The sequence below is a fragment of the Bacillus sp. Root131 genome (genome assembly GCF_001429475.1).
In the GTDB taxonomy this organism is placed as follows: domain Bacteria; phylum Bacillota; class Bacilli; order Bacillales; family Bacillaceae_G; genus Bacillus_A; species Bacillus_A thuringiensis_S.
The window spans coordinates 163,791-185,076 of the sequence record NZ_LMJQ01000041.1 but is presented as its reverse complement, the minus strand read 5'-3'; the positions used below and the strand labels follow the sequence as shown (position 1 = coordinate 185,076).

Here is a 21,286-nt window from a genome sequence, read left to right as displayed (position 1 = left end):
GTATGGCTGATAAACGCTATACGGGTGAAGAGAAAGAGAAGAGTCATCTGCTTAGTAATATAGCAAAAACAGGTTCCCTTATCGGTGGAGGAGTAATGGCTTACCGTAACCGAGCAATGATAGGTAAAGCTATGTCTGATTTATCTAGTAATGCAGCGGTCACTGGAAGTAGGGTATTAAGCAAGGATGGACATGCATACAGTGCTTTATCCGATGCAAAAGTATTTATGAAGGGAATATCTGATGCTCTTGGTGATAATCCATCTGTTATTAGAACATTACGTGGTGGATTTGATAGTAACATACAGGAGAAAATGCATAAAAACTTCGAAGCTTCTGTCCGTAACAATATCAAGAAGAGACAAATGCTTACGAATCGCCCAGGTCAAAACAATACAGAATTCGTTAGTCGTTACTATAAAGAATTCCATAAAAGAAACATGGGTGGTCTTAATAAGTTTGAATACGCTGCTACTCAATCATTCCGTCAAAATAAAATCCTTGAAAACCTACGAAAACAATCCTCTATTAAAAACAATGGTGGGGACAAGATTCTTAATGCTCTTACCCATTACCACAATCAGAATAAAGGTATTTTTAATAGTCCTGCTGATCACGTTGATGACTTCATAAAGCAACTTGAAAATGGGAAGTACTCTCATAAGGTTAAATTCCAAGATGATACACAACGAAATGTATTCCAAAAACAAATGCTTCAAACTCTTGAGCAGTATAAAGATACTAAAAAAGTATTTGAGGGGAATAAAGGATCAATCCTATCTCAAGCGAAAGCGATGGAGACTGCTTCTTCTTATGGTTTCATTCAAGATGCACTCAAGCAAACTGATGTATTAAGTACTCAATTTAAGAAAAAAGGATTTAATCACACTACGTTAAAAGATGCTGAGAAGTTTGACGTAGCTACTAAACGTAAATATGGATTAATTGTTGATGATATTGATGAAAAAGGAAATGAAAAGTCTATCGATGTTACTAAGGAGTTAAGAAAATTCTTAGACAACAACAAACACAATGAAGATTTAAATGCACTGTTAGGTAAAAAAGGAATATCTTTTAACTTCGAAGATATGATTCTTGATAAGAATTTATACACTCATGCAAAAACAGGTGAGATGATAGACAATCGACATTTAAAATCTGGGGCTGTTAGTGCAATAGATTCTTTCCAAGAAAGTGTTAAAGTTCCCTTTCTTAATATTAACCCGGTTGATTTAACACCTTGGCAAGCATTCCGTTCTGGTCAAGCAAAAGAGGGGATTCAAGTATTAGGTGCTGGACAGGTTCACGGTTTTGTAAGGAACTTAGGTGACCAAGCTTTCGATGGGGTAGCTAAAACAACTCAAGAAGGAGCTATCCGCAATCCTCTAAAGAATAGTGATCATTTCTATACTGGTGGAAATGTTTTTCGTTATACAGAAACAGGTGGACTAGATTTAGTTGATGAAGGTCTATACTTGGCTCCATCACAATTCGGTGCATTCTCACGTATGCATAAAAACATGACCAACTACAGTGAAAAAGATGTAGTGGATGAACGTGGATGGATGAAGAAACTATTCGACGTTGGATATCAGGAAAATGAAAGCCGAGCAGAAACATACAGAAAAGCATGGGATAAGCTTGCAGATCCAATGTACGGGCCAAATGCATTAAGAGGTTTAGTATATGATTTACATACCTCTAAAGAAAACCAATCAGATATGATTCGTGATGTTTACAATGTTATGCGTGTTGGTATGGATAAGAGCGCAACAAGTCTTACCCGTGAAGCTACAGAAGTTCTTTCTCCTCACGTAAACAAGCTATTTGACCACATTAAAGTAAATGGAGAAGCTTTTGACTTTGCTAGATTAACTGATGACGACTATGTAAAAGATGCAGCTCTTATATTTAATAAAGAGCTTAAAAATCAATCATCTAACATAGGAATGTACAAGTCTCATACTCGTTCTGTATACAATGAAGACTTATCAGGTAGAGATGCTTTAAAACATTATGAAGATCCATCTGTTAAGGAATTAGGTAGATGGACGCAGAAGTACATTAATGACCCTGAAGGATTTAACTCCTCAAGGGAAGCAGCAGTCGATAAAAACCTACCATCTTTAATGGAATTTATGGTTCCTACATTTGGTGACGATGCAGCACTTATTCCTGCAACTGAAAAACTTCGACGTTCTTTCCATCAATATGCTTTAAGAGCATTAGATAATGAAGCAGGAGACTTTGCCCCGGATGTTGTTAAAAATGGAGCAAGACAAAGAAGTTCCCTTGCATATTTAATCGATGCAAGAAATAAAGGCATTCTCTCTGAATCAGACGTAAAGAATGCGAAGGATTTAGAAACATTAACTGATATTCTAGGTTATGACAATATCCACAGTATTGATGCAAGACCTCGTGAAGCGAAGACATTCCTTGAGGACGTAATGAACATTCATAAAGGCGATGTTGGTTATGATGATACTAAGTTAGTATTTGAAAGCGGCGGAGTTATTCTAAATGGTTTTGGTCAAGATCTTCAAGAAGGTATTCTACGTGCTCAACCTCTTACAGGTAGAAAACCAGAACCGGGCAAGCCATCTCCTAATGGTGCTGATTTCATCATCATGCGTAAAAGTGGGCTTGGTAAAGCTGGTAAGGAAATCGTATCAGAGCTAAACATAAATAACCTAAAAAATTACGGTCCAATTGATGATGGTTGGGATCTTGCAATTAATACAGAAATGTATGCAAGAAATGCTTCCTCAACATTAGTTCAACAAGGCCTAGCAGTTTCAAAAGAGATGTTAGCAGGAAGACACATTAATGGAGATTCCTTAGAAAATGTAACAACTTCAACTGCTATTATGTACGGATTGGCAGAACGTCTAGATAATCAGTTAGGTAACTTCGGATTGAGTTTATCTCAGAAGAATCTAGGTTCTTTCCAAAGTATTATCGGTAATCAATATTTACGTCGTATTGTTCTTCCATATGCAGCATATCAACAAGCTGTTTACTTTGATGGATTAACAGGGGATACGGTTAGTGATACAGCAGCAGACGCATACGTAAACACTCATACAACTCTTCAAAGTATTAAAGAAGGGCTTGGTATTAACAAGGCGTTACGTCCTTGGGCAAATGTATTTAAAAATGCAGGTGCTGACCAAGTTGGAGAATGGCTTGGAGTTAAGCAATTAGACTTTTTAACATTCGGCATATTTAGTGATTTCCGTAGCGGTGAAGATACTAGAGAGTACTACGAATCTGGTGAAGATGCAATCCGTAAAAATAGATACTGGGGAGTTGGTTCTCCTTCTCCTTGGGCTGGTGGAGGAATCGACCACTTTGAAGCCAACTGGTATCGTAAATTAAAGTCTGATTATAAATTCACAGATACTATGTATGGTAGTGAAAGTGAGTACTGGGCAAATAACTGGATGCCTACATTAACTCATCCGTTCGCTCCTATTAAACACTTCCTAACAGACCCTTATCATTATGAAAACAAACACGAACTAGATAGACCATATGCAATCACTGGTGGTTTCAGTGAGCTACAAAACATTCCTATCGTCGGTAACCTTGTCGATGGAACTGTTGGTCGAATCTTAAAACCTCGTAAAGAGCACAAGGGGTTAGAAAAAGCACATGAAGAATATATTTCTTCTATCAACCAATTCATCCAAGATAAGTATAGTCCAGTTAATGATGGTTCTTATGTTGGTATTTCTGGAACAGGTGCAGTCACACAATATAATATGTACGCTGATCAAGGAACAGGTGATTACTTTGGTGGTTCAGCAGCTAATTATGGTGCTGATGCTGGTATTGTTAACTACGGCAATGGAATTACACCTACGTATAAAACAAACGTTGCAGGCGGTGGTGCAGGAGGCCCTGTAGGTTCTATAGGTGGATCAGGTGGAACAGCGGTTGGCGGAAGTATTATTGGTAGAGGTATGAGTGGTGCTACAAGAGCCCAAAACATTTTAGCTGAACAAAACTATGAACTTGCTCAAATGGGTGATGGTGTAGAAGCTAGCACAGTTAATAGTTTAATGAAGCTTCGAAATATGGGAGTCCCTCAAGATCTTGACAGTATTGGTCAACTTGATAATTTAACAGGCTTGCTTAAAGACGGATTCTACAGTGCTTCTGAGTTAGGTGGTATCTATGGTTTCTTAACGAAAACAGGAATTGGATATGAAGAGTCATGGCGTGGAACAACACTTGCTCCATCAACATTAATGACTTCTCCAAGTCGTGCTTTTTGGGATATGAACCTTGGTGGTGCCGGTGGTGCACTATCGGAGATTGGTCGTCGTTATGTTCCTCGTGACCCTAACAAAGATTATTACTCTCCAATTCGAAACACGATGCCTGAATGGTTGCCAGGTATAGGTTCATCAACAGATTTCTTACACGGTGATCCATATGCGAAAATACAGAAGGGTGAAATAAGACTTCCTGGTAAAGCATATGAAACTCTTTATAAGCTTCATCCGGACGGAACTGGTTCTGGTGAATTTGCAGACTACGGTGTGTTTGACCGTTTCCGTATCTTAGCAGATGTTGATCCTGATAGTGAACAGTATAAAGTAGCTAAGCATCAAATCTCATTACTGCGTCAATCTGGTGGTCTTACAGAAGATATGGCCAAAGAAGTTGATGAGATTAAGAAACAGGTTCACGACAAACAGGATACATATCATTGGTACGATAAGAAGTTTTCAAATGCTGACATTCAAGAAAAGAATGTAACAATCTCTAAAATTATCGATGCAAATACGTTCATGGTTCGAGAGTTCGATGCTCCAATTAAATTAGCTGGTATCAAATTAACACAAAAAGATAACCAAGATGTTATTGATTGGATGGGGCAGTATCTAAAAGTTGGTGAGAAAGTTAAGATTGGTATCGCTGACGACCCTGTTGCACGAATGAATACTGACACATATGGCTCAATGGATGCTGTTGTATACACGAACAAAAATGAAGATGGTCGTTTCTGGTTTGAGACTAACAAAGGTCAATCATTAAATGCTCTTATCGCAAACCGAACTTGGAAAAATCCAGTTCAGATAAAAGATGATGGCAGCCCGACTTCTACAAGGGCTCTTTATTCAAATGACATGGTAACTGTCGGTAAGTATACTGAGATGTTAACGCATGATATTCTTCCTAAAATACCTTTCGTCGGAATCTTAGCTGATAAGTTTTTACAAGTACGTACACCGATTGAAAGTTATAAGAGAGATCAAGTATACGGTTCAGATTGGAGACCTTGGACACAGCCATATGAAGGTTGGATTAAACCGATGGTAAATACGGTTGCTTCTCAAAATCCACTTATTGCTGGTGCAGAAATGGCAGCCATTGGTCACCTTTGGGGGAAGACTACAAAAGCTAAAGGGTTAGGACGTGTCGCTGGATTCGCTATCGGTGCAGGACTTTCTACTCTTCGTGTATTAGATGAAGGAGCAGGCAGAATCCTTCCTGGGTTAGATAATGTTTGGATCCCTCAAGAGCGTGAGGATGAGCGAGAAATTAACCAGTACTTTGACCGTTTAAAATACGTTAAGTATCGTGGTCTTTACGAAAAAGCTAGTCAGCTTGCTAAAAGTGAAGAGGACGTAGATGTAGAAGAATTCTTTGATGCTGCAGCAGAAAAAGGACGAAAAAATAAAGGCTTAAAACGTTACCTAACAGACAAGAAGAAAACATTGTCGTGGGCTAAAAAAATGGGTTATGGTGACACCGAAGCCGTTAAATCACAAATTCATGAACTCTCTGACGAAATAGAAGGTATTTCTTCTGCAAAAGAAGCCTATCAATCAGGTAAGTATACATCTTTAGCTATTAAGTATCGACAAGAATATGAAGGTACTCTATATAGTATGGGTGAGACTGGAGCCTCTGATAGAACATCGTTAATGAGAGCCTTAACACCAAAAGAGCGAGAATACATTCCTCGATTCCTTGAGACGACTAGTAGTAAAGAGCGTCAGGAGATTCTAAAGTATGTTCCTGAGGACATTAAAAGAATCTTACAAGGTAGTTGGGGGCTTAAGGTAGATAAGCAAGAAGATATTGAAGATTACTTTGATAGTCATTATCTACCGAGTGAAAATTGGTCCGGATGGAACGCGGGTACAAATCTTGATGATATAAAAATCAAGGTTATGAAAAAGCAAGGTGTAAACCCAACTACTTCTGGTTATTGGAGTAAAGACCAAGCTAGAGCGGAGAAATCAGGAGAAAAAGCAATACCAATACACTCTTTAAGTAGTTTGATCGATACAGGTCGCTTGCGTGAGGTGTTATCAGGAATGGGATTGTCAGATGTAGATGTCCAATTAACAACTTCTTATGGAGAGGGACCAGGTGGAATTAATACTTCCATCGACATCATGAAAGATATGCAAAATGAAATTTTAGATAATCTTAATGCAGGGATACATTCCTCATTATTCTAAAATACATTAAGCGGCGTTCAGTCTTTTTAGACGGGCGCCGTTATTTATTAGGAGGGTATTATGGAAGGAATCGAAAGAGTACCTATAAAAAACAGAGCACTAACACCTGCTTATGAATCTGCTGATGGTTCAGGCAAGATTAGAATGGAGAACGCAGCAGAACGTACTGCTGCTGAATATAGACAAAGCGCAATAGCTCAAACATATAACGAATTAACAAAAGACAATCGTATTAGTTCATTAGGAATTTGGGAGTCAGCTCGTACTCCAAATAGCTTTAATGTGAATGCTCAACAAGCATTAAATCCTTTTATGAGTCTAAAAGGTGATGACAACGTATTGTTCTTTGATATAGAAGCGATTGGTACACCCGAACACATGAGAAGTAATAAGGGGTTAGATTTGTTTGCAATGACTGAGTTATCCTTTGGCGGGACTAAATTTAATGGAAAAGATTTTGTTAAAAATCATGGCTCTATTGTTTCAATGGCAGTCGCTCCCGGAAAAGATGAGTATGCTCGACTAAAGCAACAGATTAACAGATTAAAACAAAATCCAATGATGGCAGTTTCACAAGATATGCACCGTACATTACTGGATTTAGCTAAGTATTCTGATGCGAGTAAATTTAAAAGTGCTACAAGTAACGGAAAAGCTTACATGTCTTTACTAGGACATTCTCGTGTTCCTTCTGCAGGTACAGCTTTTACAAGAAATACAATAGAAGAAATTGAGAGAGGCCTTAATAACCTTTACCACAAAGGAACAAAGGTTGAAGATGCGTTATCTATCTTCCAGAATCAGATTAGATCTACTAATTCAAAGTTAGGTGGATACAACATTCACCACTATGACTTACCAGCTATTATTGGTGCTGCGGGAAATAAAAGCACAAAAGAGTTCTTTAGAAAAGTATCAAAAGATTCATTAGATTTTTATCATGGATATTCTGCTACTGCTAAAGATCCATACTCATTAACTGGTTCAAGTTTACGACAAGAACATATCCATCAATCTTTATTAAGTAAGAAAAAGATTAAAGCGAATCAATCTTCTTATTTGTATCACTTAGCAAAAGACGATATTCAGGCGAATATTGAAATTGCGGGATTCACCCACAACAAAATCAAATCATTCATCCAAGAATCGAAGAAATCTCCAGCTTACGCCCTTAATCCTTCTACATTAAAAACAGAAATCCTAAAAGCGGGACAAGACGTATTCTCTTATCAAAGTGGTTATTTTGATAAAGAGAAGCACAAGTACAATCTTGTGGGAACAGTTGAGGGCGATGGAAAGATGAAACCCCGATGGGCTAATTTAAACACATCTCTTCCTTCAAATGAGAATTTCACAATTAAAGAATTTTTACAAGACGTAGCATTACCAGGAACAGATAAGAAAGGGTTCGGTGCAAGACTTGATTCTAAAGATATTAAAGGTAAAAGCATCTTATTAATGTCTGAAACTCAAGAAGGACTAGCTCAGCAAATTCATGGTTCTTTCATGCCAATGGATGATGCAATTTCTAAAAGCCTGCGTGATTTAAAAGTAAAACATGACGCTTCCTTCCGTGAATATGAAAGAATGTTCGATAATAATGGATGGAAGAAAATGAATGAATACTACAACTATCTAGATAAAGCAGGTAGTGTCGGAGAAGGTTTTGACTGGAAATCACACGTTGTTAAAAATGGAGGAACAGAAGAACTAGCTATGAAGTTCCCTCATATGGTCGCACGATTAGAAGGGGAAAGAGACGTATGGGGAACAGCTATGAGCACTCTAAAAGCTTCAGGGTTAAGTGACGAACAGAAGTCAATTGCTCTGCGACACCTTAAAAATAAGTTAGATGAACAAGGCGATAACAAAGCTCATGTAACTGCTAAAGGAAATAGATTTTTCGATTTTGCTTTTGGAGAAGAAGATAAAACAATTTTCAATGCAAAAGATACGAACTCAATCAAAGGTTCTTTCCGTTCTTACATTAATGGAAGAAGAGGGGATCGCATTGGAAATCCTGAAAAGTCATACAAGATGGCTCGTATTGACGAATTACAGGATATCATCATTAAAAACTTCAAACTTTCACCGGAAGGTAAAGCTTCTAACGATGTAAAATATCTTATAGGTCAGATGAAACAGGAAGTTATGTCGGGTAATAAAATCGAAACAGCTCTTACTGAAATGTCTAATCTTGTTCGTGACAAGGTAGAAAATATGGGTACAGACAATTTCGTTCGTGAAGTAACTAATCAAATGACGGATAACCGAACAACTGCAATCAAAGGGTTAATGAAGAACCTACCAGATGTTATGCATGAAAGCATTGAGAACGCTCGTTCATACAAAAATGCTAAAGACATATTAAATGGTAATAGTCCACTAAAAGGATTCTTAAGAGAGCAGGATAATCGTATTAAGAGATTATTTGAGAAGAATTTCGGCACACATGGAATGAACGATGCAGACACAATTAGTAAAGCAAGTGGTATGGCTGCAAAGTATGAAGATCTTGTAGGTAAGATTTTATCGTCTTACAGCAATGACTTTAATACTCAAATTCGATTTATGGACGGCGGAAATCCTCTACTTATCTTAGCTGATAAAAAGAGTGGTATGGATTTAAGCGAAGTAAAGACATATGAAGAATTAGTTCGTAACCCTAGACTAGCTACTATTGAACTTCCATCCTTTGATAATGATATGAAGGTAAAATACGGTGGCAACCGAAAAGCTTCTGTTGTTCGTTCTGGTATTGGTGCAAAAGGAGCTTATCATAGTACATCAGTTACAGATGCTCTTAATATGATTCTTGATTACTCTAAGAAAGCAAAAGAGTTGTCTGAGATAGCTGAAGGTACAGGAAATAAGAACGCATTTGTTCAAATCAGACAAGGACTTCGTTATCGTGTTGGAAGACAGGTAGATCCAGTCCCTACTGATGCAAGTCGAAAACTACATTTCGATGATAAAGAAATGTTTGATATTAAATCAGCTATTAGTGGTGAAGTTCGTTCAAGTAAATGGGATATCACGGGCTATGCAGAAGCTTGGTATAAGGCAAATCAAAAAAGATTAGGTTTGAACACCTCTGCTGATATTATTGCTCAAAATGCAAAAGAAAAAGGGATTACATTCTTTGAAGCAATGGGACAAAGAGCAAAAGGTTACGCTACTGCCGGAGGACTTCTTGATTTCGCAAATGGTGCTTCTGGATTAAAAGGAAGTATGTTTGGTATTAATAACCGTTCTGCTTCAAAAGGTTTCGTCGGTACTGCAAATACAGATGCTCGTACTTATATGGCATTAGGTAACTACTATGCTGATTCAGTAGAGAATCCACACAAAACAATCAACTACCGAAAAGTAGACCAAGAAGTTGCATCGAAAGTATTACGTGGTTCTGGTAAAGACCAATCGTTCCGTACAAAAAACAGCTTTATTTCGTCAGCTGCATATAAAGCACTTGATGATGCAAATGAGGTCCGCGGTATTACAATGCAAACAGGTTATATGACAGATGAAGAAATTGCATTGAAGCTAAAAGATGCTAATACTGTTGCGAAATACAAGAGCATGATTGATACAGCTCAATCTAAAAATCAAATCTCACCTGTAGAAGCAAGACAAATGAAGAAATCTTTAGATATGGGTATGCTTTCGACTAGTGAAGGTCTAGCGTTTATGGATCACAAGCTAATGAAAGCCTTTGATGGAATGGACGAAGTTCGTATTAATATGAACGCTGAAAAAGTAATGTTCAACAATTCTATTGAAGTAGCTATTGAAAAAGAGGCTGAAAAACAAGGTCTTGGTAATGGTCTATGGAAAGAGAAAGGAATCACTTTTGATAAGCCATTAAATATCGATATAAATTCTATGTTTAATGAGAAGAATCATCTTACACTTGGAAAATATGAAATTAACAATATTAAAAATGAAATTGTTGATGACAAACGTTTTAAGAAAGGTGATAAAGTATCTATCCTTGGATTCAACGCAGATGACATTGATAAGAGATCTCTTGTGTTAGGTAGACAACGTAAAACAGGACATGGATTCAAAGCAGTAACTGAAGGTGGTTTCCGTGCTACTATGACTCCTATGCTTGGAGAAGTTATGAGTGACTTATATGGCGTAGAAGGAGTAGAGCAGGTAATTTCTCATCTTGGAGAAAAGAAAGGTGCTACTGATTTACCGGCATTAATTCGTGGTTATGATACTCAGATTCGTCAACAATTCGGCGGCACAGTAGATAAGAAAATCACTGGTTACGGTTCGGAAGATAAAGCACTGTCTTCATTCTACAAAGATGTTGAACAAATGCTTGGTATTAAAACTACTAATCAAAATGGTCAATACGTTGTAGATTCCAACTTTGGTTTAGATGGAAAACAGCTTGATCAAAAAGGTCGCGAGAAACTTTCAGCTAAGTGGATGAATGAGTTAGGTCTTAATCGTGAAGTGTTTGCTGATATCACAATGGCCCATGATGTTTGGAATCGTCAGGGTGGAATTGACCGCGGTAAGATAACTGTTAAAGAGATAGATATGTTAGATCGTTCTTATACTCGAACAGGCATATATAAACCAGGAGAGACTTCTACACATGCTAGCTTCATGCGTGATATGGTTTATGGTTCTCAAACTGCACCAGAAATTAAAGCTCAGCAAAAAGTATTTAACGAAATGGTTAAAGTTGCTGGTAATTACGATAACGGTTGGACTCCTAAAGCAGGAGATGTAGTTATTGATTACACTTCTGATGGTATGGGGGTAATGACGGATGTAAATGCACAGATGAAAGGTGGAGTACTTCATGTAAGTAAGGATTCATTCGAAGCAATTCCTCAAAAGCCTGGTCATAGTCAAACATTCACTGTTGGTGATTACAATAAAACGATTATTAATGCCGGAGCAATAGAGTTTAATCTAGAGTCTGGTGGTAAAGGTAAAAAGATTCAAGAGCACCTACTTAGCACAAAAGGAACAGCGTACTTAAAACTTCCGGAGTTCGCAGGGAACCAACACATTCCTCTTCTTGATATCAATTCAATGAAGCTACCTAGTGATGTTAACTATGTTGAGAAGACAGAGTTCCTCGATACATTAAAAGGTCACTATGCTTCTATTGCGAGAAAAACAGAAGAATACAATGGCTTATTCACAACAGATAAATTCTCTGCAGAAGATGTAGCTAAACGACGTGGAAATTTAGAAACAGAGATTAACAGAGAAGTTTCTAATCTTGTTACAACTCTTGGTGATTCAACTTCAAAAGAAGGTATGGCTAAGATTATGGCAAGAAGACTTCCAATGTCTTCTCAATACCAATTTGGAGGCGTTAACCCTGCTTTAGCTTATCAGAAAGACGGCGAAAAGTGGGTAAACAATGGTATCGCTAAAGAGGGCGAAGTCTACATGAACGAGAAAGATGTTCGTAATTTAATTGGCGACAAGGCTGAGAACATTGCGAAATCTTGGGGTACAGATACTGCGAAAATCAAACCAGAGGACATGACGGATTATGTTGTGAAAAACTGGAACAAAAACGATGTGTTCTCAACTACTATTCGTTACCCATCGATTGACGTTGGTACGACTCAAGCTCTTAAATTGAAAATCAGTGATGCTGTTGGTGAAGGGCAAGTAGTCGGATTGCGTGGTATGGCCGAACGTATTTCTGGTGACTTTGACGGAGATAACTTAGCGGTATTCTTAACTCATTATGGAATAGATGATGAGAAACAAAGAAGTGCAGTATTAAAGGACATCACTAAGCTACATAATTCTGATACAGCGAAGAACCAATTGGCAGCTGACGTAATTATGAACAGTATGGAAAAAGACTTCCGTACAAGCGTATCAAGTGCTACTGGTTTAGACGCAACTCATAAAGATGTTGTAGCTGCTTCCGAAGCATTCTTCTCAGGTAATAGCACTAAGAATCTTACACTTGGACACCTACACGGTGCTGAAGCACATGAAAAGATTCGTGAATCTCTTCAAAGTACGGGTGTATATGATGATTGGGGAACAGTTAAGAATGGTGAATTCGGACTAGGTAAGGCCGAACACGAAAAATCAATCTTAGCTCGTGCAACTTCTTCTACAATTGGTAGTGTAGATAATACACGTATGAGAATGTCTGCAGCGTTTATGACGATGGCGGAAACGAAATACAAGCTATTCAATGAAGCAGAAGGAGCAATGAAATACTCTAGAGATGATTATGTACGAGAAACTGCAATGGTGGATGAATTCCTTCGTGAATATTCTCAGAAGTCTATCTCGGCTAAGAAAGTAGAAGGTTCTAAGCAAACTGCAGAAGAGGTAATGGGCGACCTTTACAGCATGATTGATAAAATTAATAATCCTAGTAACGGATTGGATTATGATTTAGCTTCAGCTGACCTTGTTGATCGTGGTCTATTTAAGAGCAAACCATTCCTAGAAGTAGGAAAAGGTGAAGTTTACAAAGGATCAAATCAGGAATTCATTAAGAAGTCTCTTCAAATCTTAGGTGGAGCAGAAGAAGTTTATAGTGAAATGGGTGTTCAAGGATACCGACAATCAAGTTTACTTGTAGCTGCTTCTCAAGGTATTGGATTCCATAACTTCTCCAACATGGTCAAAACAGGTGAGCACATCCCAGGCATGGATGCTGTAACTGAAATCTCTAACATTGCTAAAGAGTACGGTAATGCGAGAATGGCTAAGCACCAGGAATTCTTCGAAAAATCTGTACAACGAATTCATGAGCGCAGATATGCAAACATTGAAGATCGTTTAGACGATGCAGTTAGTTCTGTTGAAATCATGGGAGAAAGAAAAGCTGTTGAGCCAAAAATCATGTCAAATGAAGCAATGCCACTTCATCGTACAATGAGAGATGAAATGAATGAGTCCCTTTCAGATATTGCAACTGCTGGTAAGAAAGCATTTAGTGGAAGCGCAGCAAGTTTCGCGGGGGTTGGACTTATGGGGTTCGGTGCATTATGGGCAACAAACGCCCTAATGAAAGGCGCACCTACACCAGAAGGGTTACAGGAAATGGCACCAGTGGCACCAGAAACTTTAGGGGCTCCTACAGCTCGTGTAACACCTAACCAGAACGGTGAATACATCAATATATCTGTAAAGGCTTCGGCTGCTAAGAGAATGAATCATAATGACCTAGCAGCTATGCTAAACAATGAAATCATGGCTATGTCGAATGTCAAAATGAGTACAAATGTGAATGTAAATGACAATTCGAGAAACATAGATAACAAGTGGTTAGAGGGCGCGGTTGCAAATGCAATGAATAAGGGTTATGCATATTAATAGACAAATGAGAGTTAACATTTTGTTAGCTCTTTTTGTTTTACTACAAAAAAGAGGTGACATGAATGAAAGAGAAAATATTAATTACCTCTCTAACAAGAGTTAGAAAAGATGCGCCTTGGCGTGTTGGTATATACATAAATCAGAACTACACGTTTATTAATGTAGGGAGCAAGGGGAGTGTAGCAACTAGCCCAAGATTCAACATGTTCCTTAATGAAGTAGAAAAGAAAGTGTCTCGTTACCCTGTAGACATTAGTTTTTATTCAATAGCTGATAATAGAGAGATGGAAGTCACTACGATGCGTAACCAAATCATCTATTTAGATTGTGGCTACAATTCTCACAGACTATTATCAAGCGCTAAATTCTACTACGAAAAAGAAGTGCTTGGCAATCCGTTAGAAATAGCGCAGCAAAAACCAGAAGAAGAGAGCAGTGGATTCTTTAGTGCAATGGAAGAACATAAAGAATCAGTTGTTACTTCAGACTATATTGCGGTTGGAAGATTAGAGAAAGTTACAGATGGTGATACAATTGATGTAAAACTGGTAAAGTTATCTGATTTCTTATCTTCTAAGTTAAAAGTAGAAGAAACAATCACAATTCGATATAACGGCGTAGAAACACCAGAAACATTGCAGCCGGGAGCAGAATCCTATAAAGACCCTAAAAATACTAGGTTAGGAAAAACATACGGGGTTACAATGCAAGATATGTACGAAGTAGGGGAAGAAGCCCATAAACAAAACGAGACACTCTTAGGTTGGAAAGCAAACCAAAAACCACTTGTTGTTATTCACTTTGATCGTCGGAAAATGGGAGAAGCACCTCTGACTGATGCAAAATATGGTCGATATATTGCAGATGTTTATGCTACGGAAGACAAAAGTGCTGATATCCTATTTAACAGGGTTAATAGCGCAGAAGGTCAGAAACTTGTACACGTAAACAAGTCCCTTTTAGTAACAAAATCTAAGAAGTTTCCTCAAGTTCCTCTTGGTATTTTCCCATTTGAGTATGCAAATACTTTAACAGTTCTTAATCCATTGAGTTGGATTCAGGAATTAAATTTAAAAGCATATGACACAGGTATTGGTGCCCCTTCAACAGGTGGAAGCGATGCAGAGAGTACTCCTGATATCGGTAGTGATGAACCTTACGATGAAGATATCAATCCCGAAACGACAAATATAAAAGGAACAACAACTCCTGCTCATAACGCTTTGGACTTTTTCAGCCCTTATGACGATAGGGTGTCAATTTTTACAGAGGGTATTAGTTCAGTCGAAGATTTAAAAAGACATTCTAAAGTTAGGATTGGTGATGTAATTCTTACAATTCCACCTACTTCTATTGATGTAAACAAAACTTCAAACATCTCCAAAATAAAAACACTTCGTACAAAATCCTCTGTATTAGTTAACCGCGGTCAAACACTTACTACGTTAAGCATGGATCTTTATTTCCACGATCTAGAATCAATTAATGGTAAGAAATACCCTTGGAAGAAAGAATACGGAAAAGGAGAAGAAGCTAAGTATTTTTACGTTGATGGACTTAGACCATTACTTGCACAATTCGCTAAAGCACCGTTTCTTCCTATTGATAACTACTACATTAATGATGTATTAGGTATTCGTGATGTAGCTTTAATGAATATCGAAGTAACGACAGTTCCTAATTTTCCAGAGTCCTTAACTGCCAAATTAACGCTTGTTGAATTTAATTCAGAAGCATACTTAATGGATAAAAGTACACTGGGCGATTCTGTAAATTACCCAATGCTAAGATGGTATTACAATCAATCCCTAGCTCCTCGCGGAGACAAGTACCGTTACTTCAAAGGATTAGATGGCCAACTTAAAAGTGATATCAAATTTACTCTTGCTGATGAGTCATTCCTTACAGCTCGAAGAGACGCTATCAACTACATGAAGAATGCAGATTCTCCAGAACTAAGAAAAATCGAATTAGAGACAAAGAATGATGAGTACAAATACAAAAAAGAAGATGCTTCTGTTGCTAATGAAATCCTGGATCAATATAAACGCTATAAAGATTCTACGATTAAGCCAGAAACAATTATTGATGATCTTCGAATGGGATTTGCTGATAGTAACTATTGGTACATGGTTAGCGAACTTAAAAAGAAATACAACAACTTAAAAAGAGAAGAAGCAGAAAACGTTCTACGTGAAGGAGCGGAATTGTTTGCTAGAATTTACGATGGTAAACACAAGGGCTCCTTTACTAATCTGCGTAATCAAGAAATCTTCATTCCATACCAGTCTCGTTTGTACTTTAAGACTCGATTTGATTGGTCAGGTATATCTGCTGGGCTTAATTACTATGACGAAGATCCTCCAGTAGATTACTCAAAAGAACCATACAAAGGAAAAGAGGAAGATGGTCTTATCCTTATAAAGGAACTTAAAGATCCTGGTAACCAAAAAGCACTTGAAAAGGAATTTAAGAAGTATTATGAGAAAGGACTATTCCGTATTCCTGCTAATGATGCTGGGATAAAGGCAATTAAAAACATTGCAGACGGTGCAAAGAAAATGGAAGATGAAGTAGCTAAATACAAAGACGAATTTGATGAGTACATGAGAGTCATTGAAGCTAGTGAACGTTTGATTCCGATGAGAGAATATCCGATCTCTGGTAAGGTTATCCCAATCTCTATCAATGCTCGTTTCTCAAATGAGTTTAGTATATCTCATGTTCAGTCTAGTGAAGCTGCAACCCTGCAATATATGGGTGGTGGAGATCCATACATTGATTTACTCTTGGAGGTAGATGAAGATGGCGCAAGAGATTTCAACAACCTTATTGCAACTTCTGACCAATACGCTAAGAAATTTAATCAAGGTATTACAAATGGATATATCGGTATTGAAAATGATCTTTCTCAGTTATTTGGTATTCGATATGTAATGTTCGAAAGTATCTCTGTAAATACAGTTCCTAACTTCCCAGGAAGATACCAAATCATGTTACAAGGTATTGGGTTTGATAAAACGCAACGTCAACGTGAAGAATTAACTGCACTACCTGGTAATAGCAAACAAATGGATCTTGAGAAGTTAAAGATCAACAAGACAGCATTTATGAATGACCGTATGATTGAAGCTAGACTTCACAAGCTAGAAGTTTATCCTGATATGGAACTTCCTACTTACGCTCAAATTAATGCCGTATTGCCAGAGCTGGATGCAGGTACAAAAGAATATCCGAACATAACAAATGGAACATATCTTGATCCCGACTTCTATTTCTCTACAGGTAACACGTTAAGACAATTAATTGAAGAGTCGTACCTTGGAAACCATCAATTAAACATGTTTGATGCTACAGGTGTAGCTGCTTTCACAAGTAATCAATCAGAGAAATTATTTGATACGACTGAAGAGGACTGGGACAAGCTTAAGAAGTTAGAAAAGACTGAAGGTGTAGGACCTCTTGACTGGAAGTTTGATTGGGGTAAAAAGGAAGATGCTAAAAAATCCGACGCTCCAAATACATCAGCAGGAGCTGTTATGGCTGACCAAGGCGGCACTGCAACTGTAAAGAATGCAGACGTTCAAAAGTTTTTAACAGATAAAAAAGATGATAAATTTGCTTATGAAACTTTCCCGACTATGGAAGAATGGAAAACACTCTTCCCTGATGGCGGAAATGATTATGGTACATTATCTAAAAACCCTAGTGGCGATGAAGCACTTATATACCAAGAACTTAATAGTCTAGTTGATAAGTACTTTAAGAAATACTATTCAGCTCCTACATTCATTGAAGAGTGTCGCGGGGATTTAAAAGAGGCAGACAAAACTAAAAAGGTAGTCTCTTATCAGCCTGCGGAAGATATTTATTACGCAAGTTTCAAAGTGAGAAGAAGTAAATTAAGAGGCCCAGATACTACTGCTATTGGTGATTTGATCAAGAAAGAAGTCATTAAAGAGCCTAAAAAACCAAATGGTATGGATCATATGGACTTCGCTAAAACAGAATCAAAAATCACAAAAGAACGATTTATGACGCTTATGAAAGCATTCCTTGATAAAACAAGTCAGTGGAAACATTTCAAAGGGACAAAACCTACTGTAGGCAAGTCTGGACGTGTAGGGTTAGCGCAAGTAGATGTTTCTTCAGCTGATATGAAGGTTGATGAAGTAAAACGCTTAATGTACAACTGGAGATACAATTTACAAACAGCAGTGAAGCAGCTTGCGGAACACTACGAGAAGCTAGATAAGTTAGATAAGGATCGCGAGAACTATGAAGTTTATTGTCGTCCTTGGGATGGAATGTTTGCCCTGTATGAAAAGCCAGATGCTAAAATTAAATTCTCTAAAGATATCGAAGATAATAGTTTTGCAAGTGGCGTTATGAACCGTTTCAACCATTATGCGACTAAGCCATTTAATACATTTAGTGGTTATAACAAGGATGTATATAGAGGGTATGCCGGACTAACTCTAGACGAGGGTATTACGATGGGTGATGGAAATAAAGATGACTATGTTGATGAACTTCTTGAGCTTGAGTACTATGATTTATCAGTACTAAAAGCGAATAACTTGAAAGTTGATTCCGATAAGAAAAATATCAAGAAGGTTATGAAAAAACATCTAGAAACCCTGGATAAAAATTCACTATACTCTATTTATGAGAAGCATTTAAAAATGCTATATGAATTAAGTAAGACAGATGGATGGGTTGAAAAAGGTATAGACTTTCTTGGGAAATACAATCCAGGTAACCTTGCTACGTTTGGTGCACTTGGAAAAGCTACCGATAAACTAACAGACAAATTCGCAGGTAGTAAAAAAGATAAGAATGGATACGAGTATTCACAAAAAATCTACGAAAAAGGTGCGAAGCTTTATGAAACAATTCATCAAGTTGATGAGACGGCTGAAGCTTCAACAGGATCTACAGACCTGCGTTTGTATAATGATGTTGACCCGCGAACCCTGTATGAGGAAATGTTCTATGATTTAAGATACCATGACCAACGTGGAAGAATGCTTCGTGCATTCCCAGGATTCCAGATGTTTATTATCCATGAAGGTGATTACTTTGGTAAGTACAAGTTTTGGGATAATATGTACGGATTCAACGCTATTCAAAGTATAGACGTTCACCGTTCTCGTAAAATTGCTGCAGATACAGCAGTAATCTCTATGACTAATGTTTACTCAAACTTAACAACTCGTCGTACCGATGTTGACTATGTAGACCGTCAGTTAAAATGGTGGGACAACTACGTTTGGAATGAAATCCCTCAAGATTTAATTGATAAGAAGGAAAACGAAATTCACAAGAACCTTTTCCTAGAAACAGGAGCGCGTATCCATTTAAGAATGGGTTATGGTGCTACAGCTAGTGCGTTACCAGTAGTGTTTAATGGTACGATTTCAGAACTTGAGATTGGTGATGTAATTGAAATTGTTGCTCAAGGTGACGGAGTTGAATTAGGAAACGTGGTGTCTGGTGACCCTGATGATGATAACGATGGAATCTTCAGTGTAACTGAACCACGAGACTTGATTTGTAGTCTTATGAGTTCAAAAGGAAGTTGGTTTAAAGACTTCATGAACGGAGTAGTAGATGAGCGACTATTCAAAGACAATCCTCTAGGAATCATGCATTTTGGACAGCCATTTGATTCAAAGGGCACAACTGATTCGAAACCTATGGGTAACTTAATATGGTTCAACGATGAATATGGTGAAGTAGCCCAAAATATTTATTCCTCAAACGGAACTCCTACATTTTCACAATGGTTGCACCCTAATGGAGAGCGAAATAATATTTTCGAAGATTTTAGCTGGACGCGACTATGGGAAAACAAATTTAAAATCCTTAACCCAGGTGATGAAGATAACGTAGTTGTTAAGTTCTACAACAACACCGTTTGGGATATTATACAAACGATTACGTATTCGACTCCGGACTATATATCTGCTGTCCATCCGTTCGAATTACGCTCGACATTGTTCTTCGGTAAACCGTACTGGCGTTGTGCGTTCGAGTATGATTCTCGATATGAGTTTGATCCTATACAAAAAACATGGTCAAGATACCTTACAGGACAGTCAAAACGTCCGTACATGCAAAACAAATTCTACATGTCAGCTTATGATATTATAGAAAACAATATTAAAGCTAGTGAGGATAATGTTTTCACAAACGTTATCGTAAACTATGACGGAAAACAAACACCGGTGCTTTACGCGGATGCGGATATTCGTTATGACAAACAAAAAACAAGAGTAGTAGAAGCAGATATTGTAGCAAAGTTTGCGGACTTCTATACTTCGGAAGTAATGGCTACATACTTCGGACAGTCTACTCTTAGAGATAGCATGAAAGACATGTACAAGGGTAATCTGTTGGTGCTAGGAGATCCTACCGCTAAACCTCATGACATGATGTACATCAATGATGAGATTAACGACCTGCAAGGAAATGCGTTAATTAAATCAGTTACACATCACTTCAGTATGGAGACAGGATTCATTACTTCTATTGAACCAGACTTACTGGTTGTAAACGATGACCAGGTAATTCTTGAAATGAGTAAGTGGTACATGAGTTTTGGACAGTCATTAGCTGCTACAGTTGCAATACGTGCAGCTGCTAATAAAGCTGGAAGAAACTTAACTAAATGGATTACTAAATCAAAAGGGATTCCTGCTGGTGTAGGTAAATGGGTTTCTACTAAAGGATTTAGACATACAATAAGTATGGCGAATAGTAGTGGAGATATGGACAAGATCCTAAAAACTCTTGACGAGATTGTCTCGAAAGGAGATGGGGATGTTAAGGCTCTGCAACAGAGGTTAGTAAAGGATTTTGAAGAAGCAGCCCAAAACATGACCAAGGCTCCCGGAAAATCAGGTTTTCTTAAGAACACAAGTAAAAAGGCTATTCTGCAATCAGGAAGTGCCTTTGCGAAAGTTCTATCAAGCTCTGATGACATAGCGAAGATTGGTAAAGGGGCATTAGGCGTGATTCGAGGAGCAGCTTCCTTCACGCCAGTTGGATTCATTATTAATGCAGGAATATGGATTGGTACAGAAATGATATTTGAACATTATCGTCGATTCAAAGAAAACCTTCAGTGTGTTGTGGCGATTCCATTAAATTATAGAGGGAAGGAATTGACGGCAGGTATTAACAACCATGCAGGTATGATTTATGGTGATGCACCAGGTCGATACGATAAAATGTTCAATGCAACATTATTCCATGATGACGGGGATGATGTAGAATTCTTCGGTAATGCATTCATAGAAATAGCTAACTTCTTTACTGGTTCAGGAGGAGAAGAAGGTGTGTATGCAAGAACTGAAAAAGCGTACCAACTAAATCAATTAAACAACAGGCAACAACAGACAGCAACATCAACAACGAAAGAAGGGGCATAGCCTCTTCTTTTTTGTGTTAACTATAGCGAAAAT

Annotated in this window: 3 protein-coding genes; all 3 read left to right on the top strand. The window is 37.8% G+C overall.

The features are described 5' to 3' along the window. The first annotated feature begins 2 nt into the window (after positions 1-2). The 3 genes from ASE54_RS29230 (at position 3) to ASE54_RS29220 (ending at position 21,253) form a co-directional block, all read left to right on the top strand. On the top strand, positions 3-6,485 hold the full coding sequence (locus tag ASE54_RS29230; protein WP_000764081.1) for a hypothetical protein: 6,483 nt from the start codon (positions 3-5) through the stop codon (positions 6,483-6,485). A 60-nt stretch (positions 6,486-6,545) separates the two neighbouring features. Continuing rightward, on the top strand, positions 6,546-13,814 hold the full coding sequence (locus tag ASE54_RS29225) for a hypothetical protein (protein WP_000398478.1): 7,269 nt from the start codon (positions 6,546-6,548) through the stop codon (positions 13,812-13,814). A gap of 65 nt (positions 13,815-13,879) precedes the next feature. Continuing rightward, a complete protein-coding gene (locus ASE54_RS29220) occupies positions 13,880-21,253 on the top strand; it encodes a hypothetical protein (RefSeq protein ID WP_000659956.1) in 7,374 nt (2,457 codons plus the stop codon). The last annotated feature ends 33 nt before the right edge of the window (positions 21,254-21,286 follow it).